This is a genomic window from Microbacterium sp. NPDC059771 (assembly GCF_042732495.1).
Taxonomy (GTDB): Bacteria; Actinomycetota; Actinomycetes; order Actinomycetales; family Microbacteriaceae; genus Microbacterium; species Microbacterium sufflavum.
This window is the reverse complement of record NZ_JBHWHK010000001.1, coordinates 1,203,800-1,223,611: the sequence shown is the minus strand read 5'-3', so window position 1 is coordinate 1,223,611 and position 19,812 is coordinate 1,203,800. Positions and strand designations below refer to the sequence as shown.

Here is a 19,812-nt window from a genome sequence, read left to right as displayed (position 1 = left end):
TGGCCGCCCGCGGGCGTGCGGCTCAGCGGCGGCGCAGGTACCCGCGCAGCGACCGGAAGCCCCTGGCCCATCGCCGCCGCTGGAAGGCCAGGGCCTCGCGGCGGCTCGGCCGACGGTGCGGGTCGTTGCGGGGGATGTCGTCGCGGGGCACCCACAGCGCGTGCAGCAGAACCCTGACCTTGTGGCGCAGCGGGGCGTCGGCGATCTCCCTGATCCACAGCGATGCGGCCTTCGCCGGCGCCGGCTGCTGGTTCCGGAGCCACAGCGCCTTCTCGTCCGCGGTGGCGTCGTCGGCGGTGAGCGGCAGCCCCGCCTCCGCGATCAGCTCGCGCAGCACCCACTGCGCGCGACCGCCGCGCACGATGTCGCAGAACTCGCGCACCTCCGCAGCCGTGAAGCGCGTCGCGACGGCCGTGCGCACCGACTCCGCGTCACGGCGGTTCTTGGACACGTGCGGGTCGCGGGCGGCGTGCAGCGCCACGACGGCGGCCATGCCGGCGCGGGACGGGGTGAGCACGGCGGCGCCGCCCGCGCGGTGCACCTCCCTGCCCTGCCACAGCAGCTCGAACACGACCTCGGGCGCGGCGAGGAAGCCGGGGAAGAAGCGGTGCAGGTCGATGTCGCACGGCCAGTCGTCGTGGATCAGCGTCACGGAGTGCAGGTCGATGAACGTGGGCGGCATGCGGCCGGCGCGGGTGTGCCAGCCGCGCTGCTCCAGGCGCTCGCGCAGCGCGGGCAGCGCCGCGGGGTCGACGAGCACATCGGCGTCGGCGGAGGGGCGGCGGTCGCGCAGCCCGTACTCGGCCGCGAACGGCCCCTTGAGCGACAGCGCCCGCACCCCGGCCTCGGCGGCCGTGTAGGCGACCAGGGCGTGCGCCAGGCGACCGGCGGCGTCGATCGGCAGCGCGCTCGACGCCGCCGCGGCGGGCGGTGCGTGCTGCTCCCCCGTCATCGCGCTCCCCTCCGCTCGCGGCGCCCCGCGGCCGTCCCTGCGGCGCGCCTCACGGTCGCACGACCAGTCGTGCCCGCTCGAGCGATGCCAGCAGCGCATCCACGTCGTCCGCGACCACCGCGGGCTCCACCCCGTACTGTGCCGCGAGCTCGTCCAGCAGTCGCGTCCGCTGGACCGCACGCCGCTGCACCAGCACGTGCCACACCGACTGGGCGGAGTCGCGCAGGGCGAGGGGCGCAGCGGCCGGTGTCGACAGGTCGAGCGCCACGGTCGAGGCGCCGTGGTCGGCCCAGGTCGCGTGGTCCGCGATCCGCCAGCCGGGGTCGGCCGACAGCAGTCCGCGGTCGAGGAGCCGGGCCACAGCCGCCGGAACCTCGGCGCTCGCGACGGCGTCCGCGTCGCCGGTCCAGACGGCGGACTCCGCGGCGTCGAGCACCACGACCGTGCCGCCGTCGGGCACCACGACCGTGCCGCCGTCGTGCGCGGTGAGGGCGACCACGCGCCCGCCCTCGGTCACGAGCGCATCGGTCACGCCCGCGCGGTGGAGCCGGGCCTCTCCGGACGCGGCGGTCAGCGGCTCGGCCACCGGGAGGGACCGATGTCCGAGGCCGCGGGGACCGTGCGCCAGTGCGGCGAGGGCGGCGTGCGCGTCGTCGTCGTGCGGTGAACGCAGCTCGGCGACCCCCGCGTGCGCGACCAGCCGGGCGAGCGAGCGCAGCGGGTCGCGGGCACCGGGGAACGGCGGGGCCGCGGCGGCGAGGGCCGGGAGCACCCGTTCGAGCGCGACCGGCGTCGCATCCTCCGGCGGCACCGCGTCGTCGGCCAGGGTGGAAGGCAGCAGCACGCCCGCGAGGCGCAGCCGGGCCGGGGCCTCCGTCCGCTCATCGGCCGCGGAGGGCGCGACGGGCCCGTCGGCCGTCGGGACGGGTGCCGCACACGGGCGGAGGGTGCCGAGCGGATCGACCGCCACGAGCGTGCGGCCCCGGCTCACGAAACCGCCGTGGTGCGCTCCGGGCGGGAACGCCGCCGCGGCACCGCCGAGGACCAGCACGGCGCGGTCGCCGCCGTCGGTGTCATCGACCAGCAGCGTCGCCTCGGGGGCCCAGACGTCGCGGTCGGCGAGCACCTGCCGTGCCGCAGTGAACATGGCGGCGCGCAGATCGGCGGCATCGGCCCCGGTGAGCTCGGCGAGGAACAGCGTGCGATCGACCGCCGCGCCCTCCGGGGCGACCGCGTCGGCCCAGCCGCGCAGGAGCGACGCCGCGCGGTCCTCGTCGCCACGATCGACCTCGACCGCGATGAACGCACCGGCGACGTCGAGCACGCGACGCCGCGGCGACGCCGAACCTTCTCCCGCACTGTCCATCGGGTTCATTCAACCGCAGGAGCCGCGCCCCGGCGACGCGCGCGACGCCGTGTCCCCGACCGTCCGGGACCGTCCGCGACCGGCCGGAATGCCGCATGACAGACTATGTTCGTCTCGGCGTGCTCGCGTCGCCCCGTCCGAATGGAGTCTCCATGCTCGACCGTTCCCGCCCCGTCGTCGTCATCGGACAGGGGTACGTCGGGCTTCCGCTCGCGATGCGCGCCGTGGAGGTCGGCTACACGGTGGTGGGGCTCGACCTCGACCGGGTGCGCATCGACGCGCTCGGCGACGGCCGGTCGTTCGTGGAGGACATCTCCGACGCGACCGTGCGTGCCGCGCTCGACTCCGGCCGCTACCGCGCCAGCGCCGACTACGACACCGCGCGCGACTTCGGGGTCGCGGTCATCACCGTGCCGACGCCGCTCAAGGAGACGCTGCCCGACCTGTCGTTCATCGAGTCGGCCGCGGCGTCGCTCGCCCCGTTCGTCACCCCCGGCGCGACCGTGGTGCTGGAGTCCACCACGTACCCCGGCACCACGGAAGAGCTCATGGTGCCGCTGCTGGAGAAGGGCTCCGGCCTCACCGCCGGCACCGACTTCTTCGTGGGCTACAGCCCGGAGCGCATCGATCCGGGCAACCCGCGATGGAACTTCGTGAACACGCCCAAGGTCGTCTCGGGCATCGACGCCGATTCTCTCGCGCACGTCGACGCGTTCTACTCCTCGCTCGTCGAGCGCACGGTCCCGGTGTCCACGCCGAAGGAGGCCGAGCTCACCAAGCTGCTGGAGAACACGTTCCGCCACGTGAACATCGCCCTCGTCAACGAGCTCGCGGTGTTCGCCGACGAGCTCGACGTGAACGTGTGGGAGTCGATCGACGCCGCCGCGACCAAGCCGTTCGGCTTCATGAAGTTCACCCCGGGCCCGGGCGTCGGCGGGCACTGCCTGCCGGTCGACCCCAGCTACCTGTCCTGGCAGGTGCGGCGCACGCTCGGCAAGAGCTTCCGGTTCGTCGAGCTCGCGAACGACGTGAACGAGAACATGCCGGCGTATGTGGTGCAGCGCGTGATCGAGCTGCTCAACGCCGACCGCAAGGCGCTGAACGGCTCGACGGTGCTGCTCGCCGGGGTGGCGTACAAGAAGAACTCGGGCGACAGCCGCGAGTCCCCCGCGCTGCGGATCATCCAGCTGCTGGCCGACTTCGGCGCGACCGTCCTGGCCGCCGACCCGCACGTGGTGGAGGCGCAGTGGCCGCGGACGGCCGAGCGCCGCGAGCTCACCGCGGAGACCGTGGCCGAGGCCGACCTGGTGATCCTCGTGACCGACCACGACCGCTTCGACTTCGAGCTGCTCGAGCGCCAGGCGGAGGCGGGCGACGTGACGGTGTTCGACACCCGCAACCGTCTCGGCAACCCGAGCGTGCACCGCCTCTGACCGTCGCGGCGCCGGCCGGAGGTCAGGGCAGCTCGGCGGCGAGCGCCGACGTCCACACGTGCGGCGGTCGCGGTCGTGCGCGCCACCGCTCATAGGTCTCCCCGGCCGCCCGGCGGGAGGCCAGCCGCTCCTGCGGGGTCGCCGCCGCCTGCGCCTGCAGAGCCTGCGTCCACGGCGCCACCGCCCGCTCGACCACCACGCCACCGCCCTCCGAGAGCACGTCGGTCCACGGCGTGTGCGGGGTGACGGCGACCGCGCACGACGCCGACAGGGCCTCCGCGATCACGTGGCCGAAGTTCTCGCCGGCCGTCGGCATGACCAGCAGCTCGTGCGACGCGAGCGTGGGAACGACGTCGTCGGGCGACACCGGGCCGTGGAACGTCACCGTGACGTGGTCGGGGAGGCCGCGCACGATCTCCTCGCAGCGACGGAAGTAGGCGGCGTCCTCCCGAGAGCCGTACACGCCGAGGTGCACGGGGGCCGTCACCGATGCCAGGGCCTCCAGGGCGAGGTGCAGCCCCTTGTGCTCCACGATGCGACCGAGGAACACCGCGCGCAGCGGACCCTCGACCGGCCGCGGTGCAGTGGCGGTCGCGGGCAGCAGGGTGTCGTTCTCCCGCTCGACGATCACGACCCGGTCGCCCCAGAGGCGGCGGATGTCGGCGGTCTCGTGCGGCGCCGTGGAGTGCCACACCACACGCCGCGGCAGGCCCAGCAGCCGGAACAGCCCGAGGTAGGCGCGCTTCTTGAGGCCGCGCCGGGAGAGCGCGCCGTCGCCGAACTCGCCGCGCGGGGCCAGCAGCACCCGCGCACGCCCCCAGAACCCGAGCCGCCACAGCACGAGCGGCGCGATCGACAGGCGGGGGTTCATGACGCTGTTGAGGTGGATCAGCTCCGGCCGGCGACGGCGCACGGCGCGGAGACCGCGCACGAAGCCGCCCACCGAGCCGAGCGCGGCGTAGTACACCTCGGCGCCGTCACGGCGGGTCCACCGGTCGGCGGGCACCGGCAGCGGGACGGTCTCGCCGAGGTCGCGGTCGGCGGTGAGCACGAGCGGGGCGAACGAGTCGGGGGCGCTGTCGACCAGGGCGGCGATCGACCGCACGGGTCCCCCGCCGCGGAAGGCCGGGGGGTAGTACGGGGCGAGCACGGCGACCCGCCGGGCCGCGGTCACGACGGCTCCTCGCCGGACGCGGCCGCCTTCGCCTCGCGCCGGGCCGCGCGGCGCTTGACCGCCGTCTTCTCCAGCAGCAGGAACAGCATCACCGGCAGGAAGGACACGAAGAACTGCAGCACGCCGATCGTGCGGTCGGGGAAGGTCGAGAACCACCCGAGCGGACCGCTGAAGACCAGCCCCATCAGCACGATGCGCAGCACGCTGAGGTCGCGTCCGCCGCGGAGGATCACGGCACCGATCAGCGCCCAGAACGCGTACCAGAGCAGCAGGTACACCGGGCCGCCCAGCACGTAGGTGGTCGTGACGGGGAGGAACGTGTAGGTGGAGGTGGCGCTTCCGCCCAGGTACATGTTGATCTTGATGCCGGTCGAGATCGGCGGCCGCTCGGGGTCGAGCGCGCGCGGCACCAGGCCGTAGCGCAGCATCTCGATGGGTCCCGGCTGGCCGAGGTCGAGCGGCACCTCGGTCACCTCGGTGGCACGGGCGATCTGCTCGTCGAACCGCAGGCGGTCGAACGCGCCGACCTGGGTGCTCACGGCGACACCGGTCGACTGGCGCAGCTCGTTGCGGATGTCGAACGCGAGGGGCCACGCGACGAGCACCACCAGCAGGGCGATCACGGCGTACCGGATGCGGATCACGCCGAACAGCAGCAGCATCATCATCAGGCTCGTGGCGAACGCCATGAGCGAGGCGGTCAGCGCCGTCAGGTACGCCTCGATCCCCTGCCCGAGCACGACGACACCGATCCAGATCCAGAAGGTGCGCACCGACAGCTGCCCCGCGAGCCGGGCCGCGATCAGCAGCGCGACGCCCACCGTGGGCCACCCGCCGACGAGCGCCGAGGCCATCGCGAGCGGCGCGGACACGGCCACGAGCCCGATCTGCGACTGGATGGACCCCACGCCGGCCGCGGCGGACAGCACACCGACCGCCACCCCGACCGCGGTCACGACGAAGGCCACCCGGCGGAGGGCGGGGCCGTACTCGTTGAGGCGCGCGAGGGTGGCGTCGGGCCGGAGCTCGCCCCGCTCCCGCTGCCGGTCGATCCGCGACGACCGGGCGATCGCGATCAGCAGCTCGACGAACAGCGTGGCGGCGAGCGCGATCGCGAACACGCCGACGATGAATCCGAGGTGCTCGTTGTCGTTCCACACCGCCTGCGGCAGGATCAGCACGACGTACGGCAGGGCCAGGGCGACCGAGATCGGGAACGACCGGAACAGCCGCTGGAACCGCGGCGGACGACCGGCGGGGGCGGTCGCGTCGTCGTCCTCGGACGAGGGTGCGTGCGCCTCCCGTGCACCGGAGAGTGTGTCCATCGAGAAGCCAGCTCGCCCTTCGTGCGGTTCGGATCCGGGGTGAGGGATCCGGCGAGGCCGACGACCGTCCGGCCGCGGGGCGGGCAGAACGGGCGAATCCCCCGACGCCCTAGGATAGTCACGATCCGGAACCGCCGGCAGACAAATCGCAGCTAGCACGCACAAAGGGCAGAGATGAAGAAGGCGCTCGTTACAGGTACGACCGGACAGGACGGCAGCTACCTCGTCGAACTCCTGCTCAGCAAGGGATACGAGGTCCACGGCACCAAGCGCCGCTCGTCCTCCTTCAACACCTCCCGGCTGGAGGAGGTGGCCAGGGCCGAGGGCCACCGGCCGTCCGACCTGATCCTGCACTACGCCGATCTGTCCGACTCCGGCTCGCTGACGAACCTCATCCGCGACGTGCAGCCCGACGAGATCTACAACCTCGGCGCCCAGAGCCACGTGGCGGTGTCGTTCGAGATCCCCGAGTACACGGCCGACGTGACCGGCGTCTCCACCATCCGCCTCCTCGAGGCCATCCGCGCGAGCGGCGTCGACTCGCGCTTCTACCAGGCGTCGTCGTCGGAGATGTTCGGCTCGACCCCGCCGCCCCAGAACGAGGAGACCCCGTTCCACCCGCGCAGCCCGTACGGCGTGGCGAAGGTGTTCAGCTACTGGGCCACCGTGAACTACCGCGAGGCCTACGGGCTGCACGCCTCGAACGGCATCCTGTTCAACCACGAGAGCCCCCGCCGCGGCGAGACCTTCGTCACGCGCAAGATCACCAGGGCGGTCGCGCGCATCGTCGAGGGCGTGCAGGACCGCCTGGTGCTCGGCAACCTCGACGCGGTCCGCGACTGGGGCTACGCGCCCGAGTACGTCGAGGCCATGTGGCTCATGCTGCAGCAGGACACGCCGGACGACTACGTGGTCGCCACGGGTGAGGCCCACACGGTGCGCGAGTTCGTGCAGGCGGCGTTCGAGCACGTGAACCTGAACTGGGAGGACTACGTCAGCACCGACCCGCGGTACGAGCGCCCCTCCGAGGTCGACGCGCTGATCGGCGACTACTCCAAGGCGGAGCGGCAGCTGGGCTGGAAGCCGACCACGACGTTCGCCGGTCTCGTGCAGCGCATGGTCGACGGCGATCTGGAGCAGGTGCGCGACGAGAAGGCCGGCAAGCACGTGCGGGTGGACATCTGAGCGTGCCCGACCTCACCCTCGACTTCACCTCGGTCAGCCCGAGCTCGGGCGGCGTCGGCGTGGTGGCGGCGGGGGTCGCGGAAGGCCTCGAGGCCGCCGACGTCCGCTTCCGCTGTCTGGTGAACGCCGAGGCCGCCGACGCCTGGGCCGAACGCCTCCCCTCGCTGACCTCGGCCATCGTCCCGGTGACGGTGGCGCTGAGCGCGACCAGCCGGTGGCAGCAGGCGCTGCGACGCCTGGTGCCGCGGTCGTCGAGGCTCGCGCAGCTGCTGATCGGGCGGGTGCGTGCCGTCCGGGCGCGCTCCACCTCCAGCGCCCTGGGCGACGGCCTGGTGTGGCAGCCGTTCCACCGCGTCCCCTTGGGCGGCGCACGCACCGTGGTGACGGTGCACGACCTGCGGGTGTTCGAGCCGGGGCTGGCCTCGCCCATGGACCAGGAGATCATCGCGCGCAACGTCGAGCGCGCAGCGGCCGTGATCTGCAGCTGGGCGCACCCGTACGGCAGCCTGATCGAGCGGTTCCCCGCCGCGGCGGACAAGACCTTCCTCATCCCGCTGCCGGTGCTCAACAGCGGACCCTGGACCGATCGCGCCCTGCCGGACGGCGGCGCCCTGCGGCTGCTGCTGCCCGGCTTCGTCACGCCGCACAAGAACCACGAGGTGCTGGTGCGCGCGCTCCCGCAGCTCCCGGGCGCCGTCGCGGTGTTCACGGGCGCGGAGGACGGCACGCAGGGCGATCAGCTGCGCGCGCTGGCCACCGAGCTGGGCGTCGCCGACCGCATCGAGTGGCTCGGCTTCGTCGACGCCGAGCGCCTGGAGGCGGAGTACGCCGCCGCCGACCTGCTCGTGATGCCCACGCGGTGGGAGGCGGCGAGCGGCCCGGTGTTCGAGGCGATCGTGCGCGGGCTGCCGTTCGTGGCGAGCCGCATCCCCCCGATCACCGCCCAGCTCGCGACGCTCGGCCTTCCCGCCCCCACGTTCGATCCGGATGCCCCGGACGAGCTGGTCGTGGCGATCCGGGAGGCGACCGCGGACCACGCGGCGTTCGTCGACCGGCTCCGTCCGCTCAGCGCGGAGCTGCGCGCGCGCACCTGGCGGCAGATGGCGCAGGAGTACGACCAGGTGTTCGCCTGGGCGGGCGGGCGCGGCGACAAGCCGCAGCACCTGACGAGAGGCGACCACGCATGATCCCCGTTTCGGAACCCGACCTCGGCGACCTCGAGCGCCGGTACCTGCTCGACGCGTTCGACAGCGGCTGGATCTCGTCCCGCGGCGCGTACGTCGAGCGCGCGGAGGAACTGCTGTCGCAGCTCACCGGCGCCCCGCACGCGGCCGTGTGCAACAACGGCACGACCGCGCTGCACCTCGCGCTGCTCGCCGCGGGCATCGGCGAGGGCGACGAGGTCGTCATCCCCGGGCTCACCTACGTGGCCACGCTCAACGCCGTCTACTACGTGCGGGCCACGCCGGTCGTGGTCGACGTGCGCGACGACACCTGGTGCATCGACCCGGAGGCCGTGGAGCGCGCGATCACCCCGCGCACCCGGGCGATCCTGGCGGTCGACCTGTACGGGCAGACCGCCGACTACGACGCGCTGCGCCGGATCGCCGATGCGCACGACCTCGTGCTCATCGCCGACGCGGCCGAATCGCTCGGGGCGACGTGGGGCGGCAGGGCGGCAGGGTCCCTGGCCGACATCAGCACGTTCTCGTTCTTCGGCAACAAGGTCATCACCAGCGGCGAGGGCGGTGCGGTCACCACGCCCCGTGCCGACTTCCACGCCGCGGTCCTCCAGCTGCGCAACCAGGGCAACCACCCGACGCGGCGCTACTTCCACGACATGGTCGGCTACAACTACCGCATGACCAACGTCGCCGCGGCCATCCTCACCGCCCAGCTGGAGCGCGCCCCCGAGCTCATCGCGCAGCGCCGCCGCGTGGTCGCCGAGTACGAGCGCCTGCTGGGCGGCGACGACCGCGTGCGCGCGCAGGACACCGCCCCCGGGGCCTCGCCGACGCCGTGGATCTACTCCGTGCGCCTGGTGGGACGCTCCGCGGCCGAGCGCGACGCGGTGATCGCGGCGCTCGCGGACCGCGGCATCGAGTCGCGACCGGTCTTCCCGCTCGTGCAGGACATGCCGTTCGTGCCCGAGGCGCAGCGCGCGCAGACCCCGATCGGGGCGGCGATCTCGCGCGAGGGCATCAGCCTGCCGACCTTCCCGCGGCTCGACGATGCGGCCGTCGCCGAGGTCTGCACGGCCCTGCAGGACGCGCTGACCGCCCTGCGCACCGACGGCTAGGCACCCGTGGCCGCACGCCTGCTCCCCGGCCTGCCCGGCAGCCGCCGCCTGATCTTCGCGGTCGGCGGCAACGGCATGGTCAGTCTGGCGAGCCTGGCGCTGTCGATCACGGTCGCCCGGGCGTCGTCGGTCCCGGTGTTCGCGGCGTTCTCGCTCGCGATGGTCGCGTACCTGTTCGGGTCGGGGCTCATCCGGTCCGCGCTCACCGACTCGGCCCTGTCCCGTCCGGCCGACCGCGACACGTTCGACCGCAGCTTCCGGCGGGCCTCGCTCGTCGCGCTGGCCGGGGCCGCGGTCGTGGTGGTGTGGGGCCTCGTGACGGCGAACACGTTCCTGGTGGTGCTGGGGGTCGCGTTCCACGGCCTCATCGTGTTCGACTTCCTGCGCACGTTCGACTCCGCCGCCGGGGCCGCGGGTCGGGCGATGGTGGCCACGACCGCGTGGTCGGTGCTGACGATCGCGGCCGCGGTGCTGTCGATCGCCGGGCATCTCGACGCCGGTGTCGTGTTCGTGGTGTGGGCCGCGAGCGGGGCGCTGGCCGGCTACGTCCTGATGGCGGTCGCGCGCACCCCCGTCCTCCCCGGCTGGTCGCGGCACCCCGCCGACACCAGGGTGAGCGGGCTGTTCGCGCTCGACTACGCCGTCGGCTCGGGCGGCGCGCTGTTCACCACCGGACTGCTGGGCCTCGTGTCCGACGGACGGGTGCTGGGCGCGGTGCGCGGTGCGGGCACGCTGCTCGGCCCGCTGAACCTGATCGCGACGACCGTCCGCTCCCTGCTGCTGCCGTTCCTGTCGCGCCGCGACGACGTGCAGGGCCGGCAGATCCGCGCGGCGCTGCGGGTCGCGCTGCTGCAGGTGGCGGTGCTCGCGCCGTTCCTGGTCGCGCTGCAGTTCCTGCCGGACGCGTGGGGCGAGCAGCTGCTCGGCGACACGTGGCAGCTCGCGAGCCTGGCCCTGCTGCCGCTGAGCCTGGAGGCGGTCTTCGCCCTGATCGGCGCGGTCGCCAACTCCGGGCACCGGGTGGCCTTCGCCGGGGGTCGCAGCCTGGCACTGCGGCTCGCGGTGGGCATCCCCCGGCCGTTCGTGGTGCTCGCGTGCGCGCAGGTGTGGGGCATCCCCGGTGCGACGTGGTCGATGGCGGCGATCTCCGCGCTCAACGCCGTGGTGTGGTGGGCGAGCTACTACCACCTGTCGCGGCGGCCGCGCCCCGAGGCGCCGCCCGTCGCCTAGCGCGGCACGGCTCAGGCGTCGGCGGGCAGCAGTCCCAGGCGGCGCCGGTGCGAGGGCACCGTGCCGTGGATGAAGCTCACCACGCGCTGCGCCGTGTCCTCGATCCGGTAGTCGGCCGGGGTCTCCGGGCGGCGCGCCCTGTCCAGCACGACCCGCACGGCGGCGAGCACGCGCTCGGGCTCGATGCCCGCGGTGACGATGGCCCCGGTGTCGATCGCCTCCGGCCGCTCGATGAAGTCGCGCAGCGTGACGGCGGGGAAGCCGAGCAGGCTCGACTCCTCGCTGATCGTGCCGCTGTCCGACAGGACGAGCTTCGCGTCCTGCTGCAGCTTGACGTAGTCGTGGAAGCCGAACGGCGGGTGGAAGCGCACGTCGTCGCTCTCGGCGATGCCCAGGGCCTCCAGGCGCTTGCGCGTGCGGGGGTGGGTCGACACCAGCACGGGCAGCCCGTACTCGGCGCTCAGGGCGTGCAGCGCGTCGACGGCGGCGCGCAGGCGCTCCGGGTTGTCGACGTTCTCCTCGCGGTGCAGGCTCACCAGGAAGTACTCCCCCGGCTCCAGGCCCGCACGGGTCACGGCGTCGCTCGCGTCGATCTGCTCCCTGTTCTGCGCCAGCACCTCGCGCATGGGCGAGCCGGTCAGCAGGATGCGCGAGGGATGCAGCCCCTCCGCGAGCAGGTTGCGCCGCGCGTGCTCTGTGTAGACGAGGTTGTAGTCGGCGACGTGGTCGACCAGACGGCGGTTGGTCTCCTCCGGCACGTTCTCGTCGAAGGAGCGGTTGCCGGCCTCCATGTGGAACACCGGGACCTTCAGCCGCTTGGCGATGACCGCCGAGATGCAGCTGTTGGTGTCTCCCAGCACCACGAACGCGTCGGGCTTCTCGGTGCGCAGCACCTCCTCGGTCTTCGCGAGGATGGAGCCGAGCGCCGCCCCGAGCGACGACGTGTCCGCCTCCAGGAAATGGTCGGGCCGGCGCAGGCCGAGGTCTTCGAAGAACACCTCGTTGAGCTCGTAGTCGTAGTTCTGCCCGGTGTGCACGAGCACCTGGTCGGTGTGCTCGTCGAGCATCTTGATCGTGGCGGAGAGGCGGATGATCTCGGGTCGGGTGCCGACCACGGTCATCACCTTGAGCTTGTCGGCCATGTCACACTGCCTCGGCAATCGTGTCGGGGTTCGCGGGGTCGAAGATGTCGTTCGTCCAGAACGAGGTGTAGAGCACGTCGTCCCCGATGTTGGTGATGTTGTGCGCCCAGAGGGTCGGCATGTCGACCGCGCCCGGCGCCTCGCCCGAGACCTCGAACGACACGACCTCCTCAGAGTACAGGCGGCGCAGCGAGATGCGGGCCCGCCCCTGCAGCACCGTGAAGCGCTCGATCTTGCGGCGGTGGAAGTGGTCGCCGCGGGTCACGCCGGGCACGGTGGTGGAAAACGACGACTGTCCGGGCCCCCCGTGCGACCGGATGATCTCGAAGAACGAGCCGCGGGCGTCGGCGTGCCGCGTGAGGTCGATCGGCGACTGCGCCGGGAACGTGTACGAGCGGTACGTGTTGAACAGGTCGCGGTCGAAGTCGTCCGCGACGCTCGGGATCTCGCCGCGGCGGTACAGCTCCGCGTATCCCTGCAGCCGCGCGAGCAGCCCGGACACGGTCTCGTGGCGCTCGCGCCCGGCCATCCCCGCCACCGGCACCGCACCGCGCAGCACGTCGGCCGCGTCCTGCGCGTGCAGCAGCGTGAGCTCCCTGTCCTGCTCGACCACCGGGCTCTCCCCCGCGGCGACCAGATGGCTGAACGTCGCGGTGACGGCGTTGTAGAACGGACGGCCGTGCTCGCCGAAGAGGTTGGGCAGCCGCACGTCGACGAACTCCGCGCCGATCTCGGCCGCCGCCGCGGAGAGCACCCCGGCCGCGCGGGCCTTCGCCTCCCCGTACACCGAGCCGTTGCCCGCCTGGATCGAGTTCGCGAACACGACCACGGGTGGCGGGTTCGCGGCGGCCCGGAGAGCGGAGGCCACCTGCTCGGCGAACGCGAGGTTGCCGTCGCCGACCTCCTCGTCGGTGCCCCGGTTGACCCCGGCGATGTGGATCACCCGGTCGGCACCGTCGACCGCCGTGATCGCGGCGGCCGCATCGACGCCCGCACCGAGGGCGATCGGCGCCACCTCGACGCCCGCCTCGAGCAGCGCGCCGCGCAGGTGCCAGCCCAGGAACCCGCCGGCCCCGGTGACCGCGAACCGGGTCACGCCTGCGTCCCGCGGGTCTCCGGCAGTCCGGCGGCCCGCAGCTCAGCGCGCACCTCGGGCAGCGTCAGCAGCAGCTCCTCGACCTCGCCCACCGACATCTGCTCGACCGTGTGCGAGTCGTAGTCCTCGAAGCGGCTCTGGGCGACGTCGCCCTCCTCGAAGTACACGCTGTAGTTGAGGTCGCGGTTGTCGGCCACCACGCGGAAGTAGTCGCCCATGTCCCGCGCGCGCGACAGCTCCTCGCGCGTGGCGAGCGCCTCCGACAGCTTCTCCGCATGACGGGTCCCGATCACCTCGACCTTCGCGTCGGAGCGGAACAGGTTGAGCACGGCCTGGGCGAGGTTCCCGATCGAGGTGGCCTTCGCCTTGCGCACGAACAGGTCGCCCTGCTGCGCGTTGCGGAACGCGAACTCGACCAGGTCGACCGAGTGCGCGAGCGACATCATGAACCGGGTCATGTCGGGGTTCGTGACCGTGATGTTCCCGCCCGACTGGAGCTGGCGGATGAACAGCGGGATCACGGAGCCGCGCGAGTACATCACGTTGCCGTAGCGCACGCACGACACGGTGGTGGCGGTGTTGGGGTTGTTGAGCCCGTGCGACTGCGCCACCTTCTCCATCAGCGCCTTCGACATGCCCATCGCGTTCACCGGGTACACGGCCTTGTCGGTGCTGAGCGCCACGACCGAGGAGACGCCGTTGCGGTCGGCGGCCCGCACCACGTTCTCGCTGCCGTGCACGTTGGTGCGCACGGCCTCCATCGGGAAGAACTCGCACGAGGGCACCTGCTTGAGCGCGGCCGCGTGGAAGATGAAGTCCACGTCGCGGGTCGCCCGCTCCACGCTGTCGTAGTCGCGCACGTCGCCCACGTAGAACCGCAGCCGGGAATCGCGCACCTCGTGCCGCATCAGGTCCTGCTTGGCCTCGTCGCGGCTGAAGATGCGGATCTCGGCGACGTCGCGCTCGAGCAGCTTGCGCGCCACGGTGTGCCCGAACGAGCCGGTGCCGCCCGTGACCAGGACCCGCGCGCCGTTGTAGGAGTCGCTCATCGTGTGCCCGTTCCCTTCGCCGCTGCCGTGAGCAGCCGTTCGATCGTGGATATCCCGGATTCGCGGGAGAAGCTGGTGTCGTACAGGTCGCGGCCGCGGCGGCCCATCGCGGCCCGCTCCTCGGCGGGAAGGGCGGCGGCGGCGCGGAAGGCGTCCGCCATCGAGCCTACGTCCTCGGCCTCGGCGGTCAGCCCGGCCGCCGCACCCTCCACGAGCGCGCGCACATCGCCCTGCACGGTCGTGATGACCGGGAGCCCGGCCGACAGCACGGCCTGCAGCTTGGACGGGATCGTGCCGCGGAAGACCGGCATGTCCTTGAGCGACACGAGCGCGTAGTCGGCGGCCGCGTACACCTCCGCCATGCGCTCGCGCGGCACCGGGTCGAGGAAGCGCACGTTGTCGGCACCCAGCTCGTCCGCGAGCGCCCGCAGCTCGGGCTTGAGAACGCCGTCACCGACGATGGTCAGGACGACCCCGGCGTCGGCGGCGGCGTGGGCGGCGCGCACCGCGGTCGCGAGGTCCTGCATGTCGCCCACGTTGCCCGCATACACCACGGCGGCGCGGTGCTCGTCGGCGGGCGGGAGCGCGGAGGTCACCGGCTCGCCCGCGTCGGCCCAGTTGTACACGAGGTGCGTGCGCGCGGCCGGAGCCCCGCGCGACACGAGCGTGCTCACCATGGTCGGCGCGATCCCGATCACGGCACCCGCCCGGCGGTAGGCGCTGCGCAGCCACGGCCCCAGGGCTCCCGACACGACCCTGGCCTTGGTGCCGCCCGTCACCATCGACGAGCCCACGATCGAGTCGGGCCACAGGTCCTGCACGTGCAGCACGTAGGGGCGGCCGCCGGTGACGCGCCACAGCCACGGCCCGAAGCCGGCCGTCATCTGCGTGGCGTACACGTACACGACGTCGGCCCCGCGGGAGAGGCGTCGCGCGGTCGCCGAGCTGAGCGCGAACGACGCGTAGTTGAGCAGCCGGCGCACGGCGCTCTGCGAGTGGTCCGCGTACAGCGGCACCCGCCACACCTGCACGTCTCCGTCGCGCTCGATGGTGCGCCACCGCTGGCGGTACCCGGGGAACACGGTTCCGGTGGGGTAGTTCGGGAATCCCGTGAGCACCTTCACCCGGTGCCCGCGCCCGGCGAGGCCGTGCGCGAGGTCGGCGGGCAGCGGCACAGCCTCCGGCGGATAGTACTGCGAGACGATCAGGACCCTCACGCGTCGGTGTCCTTCGCCTGCACGCGCGCCGGGACCCCGACGACCGTGGTCCCCGCGGCGACGTCCCTGGTGACGCAGGCCGCGGCGCCGACCGTGGCACCCGCGCCCACCGTGAGCCCCTGCAGCACCACGGAACCGGCGCCGAGCAGCGTGCCGGTCTCGACGGTGACGTTGCCCGACACGATCGCGCCGGGGTTGACCGACACGTGCTCGGCGAGCACCGCGTCGTGTCCGATGATGCACGCGGGGTTGAGGTGCACGTGGTCGCCGAGGGTCACGTTGGTCGACACCTGCACGCCGGCCGTGATCACCACGCCCTCCCCGACCTGCGCCTGCGTGCCGATCACGGCGCTCGGATGGATCAGCGTGGCGGCGCGCAGCCCCGACGCCCGCAGCCGCTCCGCGACCCGGCGGCGGATCTCCGGCGCGCCGATCGCGACCACGAACCGCTCGTCGCCGTCCGCAGCGGGCAGCCACTCGTCCTCCCCGCCGAGGAAGCGCACCCCGCGCGCGGCGAGGCGCTCCAGCTCCACGGCCCGCGGTCCCGCATCGACCACGCCGACCAGCTCGAGGTCCGCGCCGGCCGCGATCATCGCCTCCAGCACGTCGAGCGTCTCGCGACCGAAGCCGCCCGCTCCCAGCACCACGATCCGCTCAGTCATGCGTCTCTCCGAACCTGCTCATGGTCACGTGCCCGTCGGCCGAGATGCCGTCCCGGCGCACGACAGAGCCGACCGTCGCGACGACGATCCGCAGGTCGAGCCCGACACTGCGCCGGTCGACGTACCGCACATCCTGCGCGAACCGGCTCTCCCACGTGACCGCGTTGCGTCCCGTCACCTGCGCGAGCCCGGTGATGCCGGGGCGCACGTCGTGCCGCCGTGCCTGCTCCGGCGTGTACCGGTCGAGGTACTCGACCAGCAGCGGCCGCGGGCCGACGATGCTCATGTCCCCGCGCAGCACGTTCCACAGGCTGGGCAGCTCGTCCAGGCTCGTCGAGCGCAGCCGGGCCCCGAACGGCGTGAGGCGCTCGGCGTCGGTCACCCACCCGCGCGCCGGGTCGACCGGGCGCATCGAGCGGAACTTGTAGAGCGTGAAGAGGCGGCCGTCGCGCCCCGGTCGCGGCTGCGCGAACACCACGGGCCGCCCGAGTCGCACCGCCACGAGCACGGCCGTCGCCACGATCACCGGCGACAGCAGCACCAGGGCGACCGCGGAGACCACGACGTCGAGCGCGCGCTTGACCGCGTCGTACGGGCGGAACCGCGCGCTCATCGGTCCAGGAAGCCGCGGATGGCCGTGACCACGCGCTCGCGCTGGGCGTCGGTGAGCGCCGAGCCGCTGGGCAGCGTGAGACCGCGGGCGAACAGCCGCTCCGACGCGCCGCTGCTCTTGCGCCTGGCGTCGGCGAACACGGGCTGCGCGTGCATCGGCTTCCACAGCGGACGGCTCTCGATGCTGTCGGCGGTCAGGGCGGCGGCCAGCTCGGACGGCTCCCAGCCCGTGACGTCGGGGTCGACCAGGATCGACGTGAGCCACACGTTGTCGTGCTCGTCACCATCGGCACCGAACACCTCGACGCCGTCCACGTCGGCGAACAGCTCCTTGTACAGCTCCCGCATCTCCCGGCGGCGCGCGATCATCGCGTCGAGCCGGGCGAGCTGGGCGCGTCCGAGCGCCGCGAGCAGGTTGCTCATGCGGTAGTTGTAGCCGATGTCGGTGTGCTCGTAGTGCACCACCGGCTGCCGGGCCTGCGTCGCGAGGTAGCGCACGTGCTGGGCGAGCTCGCCGTCGTCGGTCAGCAGCATCCCGCCGCCCGAGGTGGTCATGATCTTGTTGCCGTTGAACGACACGACCGAGGCGCGGCCGAAGCTGCCGGTCGCGCGACCCGCGTGGCTCGCGCCCAGCGACTCGGCGGCGTCGGACAGCACGGGCACGCCGTACTCCTCCGCGGCCGCCAGGATCGCGGTGTAGTCCACGGCCTTGCCCAGCAGGTCGACCGGCACGATCGCCGCGACCCGCTCCCCGGCGGCGCGGAGCTCGGCGAGGGCCTCGCGCAGCAGCGCCGCGTCCATGTTGCCCGTGCGCGGATCCGCGTCGATGAAGTAGGGCTCCGCACCCGTGTAGACGATCGCGTTGGCGGTCGCGGCGAACGTCATCGACGACGTGAGCACGACATCGCCCGGCTGCACGCCCATCGCCAGCAGCCCGAGGTGCAGGGCGGCCGTGCCGGAGCTGAGCGCGACGCCGTGCGCCACCCCGACGCGGTCGGCGAGCTCCCGTTCGAACGCGTCGACGTCGGGGCCGAGCGGAGCGATCCACCCGGATCGCATGGCCGCGACGACGGCCTGCTCCTCCGCCTCGCCGACGTCCGGCGACGACATGTAGATCCGCTCACTCACTCCTGGGGTGCCTTTCCGATGCGTACGGGCTCGATCGTCACGGTGTCGTTGACGCGGGGGCTCGAGAACATCCGCCGCATCCACCCTTCCTTGTCGAGCCGCTCGGGCGTGATGGTGTCGACGCGCGTGTGCGACACCTTGGGGTGGAAGGGGCGCTCGAGGTTCTCGCGCGAACCCACCAGCTCCTCGTGCAGCTTCTCGCCGGGACGCAGCCCCGTGAACACGATCTCGATGTTCTTGCCCGACATCGCGATCATGCGCTTGGCGACCTCGAGGATCGACACCGGCTCCCCCATGTCGAGGATCAGCACCTCGCCCGCCCGGCCGATGCCGCCCGCCTGCACGACCAGCTGGCACGCCTCGGGGATCGTCATGAAGTACCGCGTGGCCTGCGGGTGCGTGACCGTGATCGGCCGCCCCTCGGCGATCAGGCGCTGGAACGTGGGCAGCATCGATCCGCGGCTGCCGATCACGTTCCCGAACCGCACGGAGAGGTACCGCATGCCGGTGTCCTCCCCCGCCCACGCCGTGAGCTTCTCGGCCACGCGCTTGGAGTGCCCGAGCACGCTCGTGGGGTTGGCGGCCTTGTCGGTGGAGATGTTGATGAACGTCGAGACGCCGACCCGGCGGGACGCGTTGATCACGTTCAGCGTGCCGAGGACGTTGGTCTTCCACGCCTCGTCGGGGTACTGCTCCAGCATCGGCAGGTGCTTGAGCGCCGCGGCGTGGAACACCACCTCCGGCTCCCGCTCCAGGAAGATGCGGTCGAGCGTGTCGGTGTCGCGGATGTCGGCCAGCACCACGTCGTTCGTGTCGAGCAGGCCGTGCCCCGCGGTGCCGAGCTGCGCGACCTGCAGTCCGGTCTCGTCGCGGTCGACCATGATCAGCTCGCGCGGGCCGTACTTGGCGATCTGGCGGCACAGCTCGGAGCCGATCGAACCGCCCGCCCCGGTCACCAGCACGCGCCGTCCGGTGATGTATCCGGCGATCAGCTCCACGTTGGTGTCGACGGGGTGCCGGCCGATGAGGTCTTCGATGCTGATGTCGCGCACGTCGGTGAGCGCCTTCTCGCCGGAGGTCATCATCTCCAGCGTCGGCGTGACGGCCACGCGCAGGCCGGCCGCCTCGGCCCGGTCGGCGAGCGTGCGCAGCAGGGTGCTGTCGGCGCGGGCGATCGCGATCACGGCGAGCTTGGCGCCGGTGCGCTGCGCCGCGTCGGCGAGCTCGCGCGTGGTACCGACGACCGCGACGCCCCGCAGCCGCAGGTTGCGCTTGTCGGGGTCGTCGTCGAGCAGCCCGACGGGGCGGATCGGCGAGTTCGGGTCGGTGGTCATGTTGGCGAGCAGCTTGTCGCCGATGAAGCCGGCACCGATGATGAGCGCGGGTTCGGCGTCGGCGCCCGGCTTGCGGGAGCGCTCGATCACCAGGCGCGCGGCGTAGCGCACCCCGAACATCAGCAGCAGGACGAACGGGAACGCGAGCATGAGGGTGCCGCGCGGGATGCCGACCAGGGGGCCGACCGGGATGAGGACCACCGAGAGCAGCAGCGCCTCGATCACGACGATCAGCGCGAGCGTCCTGACCTCGTCGAAGGATCCGTAGGTGAAGCGTCCGCGGTAGAGGGCCGTAGCGTACCCGACCACGATCTGGATGGCTCCGGCCACGAGCGCCAGCACGACGGCGGCGATCCACGAGTCCGCGTCCATCTGCAGCTCGAACCGCAGGGCGATCGCGATGACGACGCCGAAGCTCCACGCCAGACCGTCGACGATCGCGGCGAACCGGCGTCGTCGGCGCTGCGTGACCGAGCCCTCCGACAGGATCGCGATCTCGCCGGTGGACACGTCGCCCGCCGCGTCCTTCTTGCTCACGAGTGTGTCGCCCCCTCCGGACTTTCTTCACTCCCCTGGAGATATGGTCTCACAGGCAACGAGCAGGTCCG

The 19,812-nt window shown here is 72.6% G+C and carries 17 protein-coding genes; 5 read left to right on the top strand and 12 right to left on the bottom strand.

Translation table 11 applies throughout. The features are described from left to right. Positions 1-22: 22 nt before the first annotated feature. Both ACFV3I_RS05860 and ACFV3I_RS05855 read right to left on the bottom strand, forming a co-directional pair. Complete coding sequence (locus ACFV3I_RS05860; protein WP_378822538.1) at positions 23-952, bottom strand: nucleotidyltransferase family protein; 930 nt, start codon at positions 950-952, stop codon at positions 23-25. A 49-nt stretch (positions 953-1,001) separates the two neighbouring features. Further along, positions 1,002-2,318 carry a PqqD family peptide modification chaperone gene (locus tag ACFV3I_RS05855; protein ID WP_378822537.1) on the bottom strand — a complete coding sequence of 439 codons (1,317 nt, stop codon included), beginning with the start codon at positions 2,316-2,318 and terminating at the stop codon, positions 1,002-1,004. A gap of 152 nt (positions 2,319-2,470) precedes the next feature. Here ACFV3I_RS05855 and ACFV3I_RS05850 point away from each other — a divergent pair, with 152 nt between their 5' ends. Further along, positions 2,471-3,751: a nucleotide sugar dehydrogenase gene (locus ACFV3I_RS05850; protein WP_136028744.1), complete on the top strand. Its 1,281-nt coding sequence runs from the start codon at positions 2,471-2,473 to the stop codon at positions 3,749-3,751. 22 nt (positions 3,752-3,773) lie between these two features. Here the strand turns inward: ACFV3I_RS05850 and ACFV3I_RS05845 are convergent, their stop codons facing one another. Then, positions 3,774-4,925: a glycosyltransferase family 4 protein gene (locus ACFV3I_RS05845; protein WP_136028745.1), complete on the bottom strand. Its 1,152-nt coding sequence runs from the start codon at positions 4,923-4,925 to the stop codon at positions 3,774-3,776. Then, the gene (locus ACFV3I_RS05840) at positions 4,922-6,250 is read right to left on the bottom strand and encodes a hypothetical protein (RefSeq protein WP_378822536.1); all 1,329 of its coding nucleotides are present in this window, start codon (positions 6,248-6,250) and stop codon (positions 4,922-4,924) included. The genes ACFV3I_RS05845 and ACFV3I_RS05840 overlap by 4 nt, the downstream gene beginning before the upstream one ends. Positions 6,251-6,424: 174 nt before the next feature. Between ACFV3I_RS05840 and gmd the strand changes: the two genes are divergently transcribed. From gmd to ACFV3I_RS05820, 4 genes are read left to right on the top strand one after another with little or no spacing between them, the layout of a single operon-like run. Beyond that, positions 6,425-7,435 (top strand): GDP-mannose 4,6-dehydratase, encoded by a 1,011-nt coding sequence (gene gmd, locus ACFV3I_RS05835; RefSeq protein ID WP_136028747.1) that lies wholly within the window; start codon positions 6,425-6,427, stop codon positions 7,433-7,435. Positions 7,436-7,437: 2 nt separating this feature from the next. Then, the gene (locus ACFV3I_RS05830; protein WP_378822535.1) at positions 7,438-8,622 is read left to right on the top strand and encodes a glycosyltransferase; all 1,185 of its coding nucleotides are present in this window, start codon (positions 7,438-7,440) and stop codon (positions 8,620-8,622) included. Further along, positions 8,619-9,734 (top strand): DegT/DnrJ/EryC1/StrS family aminotransferase, encoded by a 1,116-nt coding sequence (locus ACFV3I_RS05825; protein ID WP_378822534.1) that lies wholly within the window; start codon positions 8,619-8,621, stop codon positions 9,732-9,734. Before ACFV3I_RS05830 ends, ACFV3I_RS05825 begins: the two co-directional genes overlap by 4 nt. Before the next feature lie 6 nt (positions 9,735-9,740). Beyond that, a complete protein-coding gene (locus ACFV3I_RS05820) occupies positions 9,741-10,964 on the top strand; it encodes a hypothetical protein (protein WP_378822533.1) in 1,224 nt (407 codons plus the stop codon). A gap of 11 nt (positions 10,965-10,975) precedes the next feature. On the opposite strand, the gene wecB is transcribed toward ACFV3I_RS05820, so the two are convergent. The 8 genes from wecB to ACFV3I_RS05780 are packed head-to-tail and all read right to left on the bottom strand — an operon-like array spanning position 10,976 to position 19,741. After that, positions 10,976-12,106 (bottom strand): non-hydrolyzing UDP-N-acetylglucosamine 2-epimerase, encoded by a 1,131-nt coding sequence (gene wecB, locus ACFV3I_RS05815; protein WP_136028751.1) that lies wholly within the window; start codon positions 12,104-12,106, stop codon positions 10,976-10,978. Between the two features lies 1 nt (position 12,107). Then, complete coding sequence (locus tag ACFV3I_RS05810) at positions 12,108-13,202, bottom strand: NAD-dependent epimerase/dehydratase family protein (RefSeq protein WP_378803433.1); 1,095 nt, start codon at positions 13,200-13,202, stop codon at positions 12,108-12,110. Then, positions 13,199-14,251 (bottom strand): SDR family NAD(P)-dependent oxidoreductase, encoded by a 1,053-nt coding sequence (locus ACFV3I_RS05805; protein WP_136028753.1) that lies wholly within the window; start codon positions 14,249-14,251, stop codon positions 13,199-13,201. Before ACFV3I_RS05805 ends, ACFV3I_RS05810 begins: the two co-directional genes overlap by 4 nt. Then, positions 14,248-15,468 carry a glycosyltransferase family 4 protein gene (locus tag ACFV3I_RS05800; protein ID WP_378822532.1) on the bottom strand — a complete coding sequence of 407 codons (1,221 nt, stop codon included), beginning with the start codon at positions 15,466-15,468 and terminating at the stop codon, positions 14,248-14,250. The genes ACFV3I_RS05805 and ACFV3I_RS05800 overlap by 4 nt, the downstream gene beginning before the upstream one ends. Beyond that, positions 15,465-16,130: a NeuD/PglB/VioB family sugar acetyltransferase gene (locus ACFV3I_RS05795; protein WP_378803430.1), complete on the bottom strand. Its 666-nt coding sequence runs from the start codon at positions 16,128-16,130 to the stop codon at positions 15,465-15,467. Before ACFV3I_RS05795 ends, ACFV3I_RS05800 begins: the two co-directional genes overlap by 4 nt. After that, complete coding sequence (locus ACFV3I_RS05790) at positions 16,123-16,743, bottom strand: sugar transferase (protein ID WP_378822531.1); 621 nt, start codon at positions 16,741-16,743, stop codon at positions 16,123-16,125. Before ACFV3I_RS05790 ends, ACFV3I_RS05795 begins: the two co-directional genes overlap by 8 nt. Next, positions 16,740-17,870 carry a DegT/DnrJ/EryC1/StrS aminotransferase family protein gene (locus ACFV3I_RS05785; RefSeq protein WP_205814426.1) on the bottom strand — a complete coding sequence of 377 codons (1,131 nt, stop codon included), beginning with the start codon at positions 17,868-17,870 and terminating at the stop codon, positions 16,740-16,742. Before ACFV3I_RS05785 ends, ACFV3I_RS05790 begins: the two co-directional genes overlap by 4 nt. Beyond that, the gene (locus tag ACFV3I_RS05780; protein ID WP_206251697.1) at positions 17,867-19,741 is read right to left on the bottom strand and encodes a nucleoside-diphosphate sugar epimerase/dehydratase; all 1,875 of its coding nucleotides are present in this window, start codon (positions 19,739-19,741) and stop codon (positions 17,867-17,869) included. The genes ACFV3I_RS05785 and ACFV3I_RS05780 overlap by 4 nt, the downstream gene beginning before the upstream one ends. Positions 19,742-19,812: the final 71 nt, after the last annotated feature.